Raw genomic sequence first — 983 nt, 5'->3', positions numbered from 1 at the left:
GTACGGACCTCCCCCGGGCGCTCCGCGAGTTCGCGGGCGAACTCGCGGACCAGGTCGTGGGGGGTGTAGCGGCCGTAGGCCGTCTCCTCCAGGAGGGCGACGTCGACCAGGCGGTCCAGCGCGGCCTCGGCGCGGCGCTCGTCGATGCCGGTGAGACGGGCGACCAGTAGCGCGCCGTAGGTGGGCAGGTCCAGCGCGCCGATGCCGCGCAGCACGAGGGCGGCGTCCCGGTCGGCCTCCCGTTCGGCGGCGGCGAGGGCGTCGAGCGCGACGGCCAGCGAGCGCCGGACGCTGAGGTCGTCGTACTCCAGGTGCCTCAACCGGCCGCCGCTCGCCGTGAGTTGCCTGGCGAGCACCTCGGGGGTGAGCGCGCGCCGGGCGGCGAGCCGGGCCGCGACCACGCGCAGGGCCAGCGGCAGCCCGCCGGTCAACGCGACCAGCGCGTGTCCGGCCTCCAAGTCCGCGCGCCCGCTCACCGCGCGCAGCAGGGCCGCGCTGTCCTCGCCGGTCAGCGGGGTGAGCGGGAAGCGCCGGGCGCCGTCGAGGGTGGCCAGCGGCGAGCGGCTGGTGACGATCACCGCACAGCCGGGGCCGGCCGGGAGCAGCGGCCGTACCTGGGCGGCGTTCGCCGCGTCGTCCAGCACCAGCAGGACCCGGGACGGGGCGAGCAGCGAGCGCAGCAGCGCGGCGGCGGCGTCCGGGTGTTCCGGCACGTTGCGGGGCTCCACGCCCAGGTCGCGCAGCAGCGCGGCGAGCGCCTGAGCCGGGCCGAGCGGGGACATGCCGGGCGTGGCGCCGTGCAGGTTGACGTAGAGCTGACCGTCGACGAAACGTTCCCTCAGCTCATGCGCGACATACAGGGCGAGTGCGCTCTTGCCGATGCCCGCCATACCCGAGACGACGGCGACGGCGGGACCCGGCGTGGACGGCTCGGTCAGCGCGTGCCGCAGCGCACGGCGTATGACGGCCCGGCCGGTGAAGTG

The 983-nt window shown here is 76.5% G+C and carries 1 protein-coding gene; it reads right to left on the bottom strand.

What is annotated here, in order from left to right; translation table 11 throughout:
- Positions 1-983, bottom strand: a 983-nt coding sequence (locus FRZ03_RS11525; protein ID WP_261398896.1) for an AAA family ATPase, incomplete at both ends; no start/stop codon positions are given.

The sequence above is a fragment of the Streptomyces misionensis genome, assembly GCF_007896895.1.
Taxonomy (GTDB): domain Bacteria; phylum Actinomycetota; class Actinomycetes; order Streptomycetales; family Streptomycetaceae; genus Streptomyces; species Streptomyces misionensis_A.
Note: the sequence above shows the minus strand (reverse complement) of the source record. Positions and strands in the feature narration are given on the sequence as shown.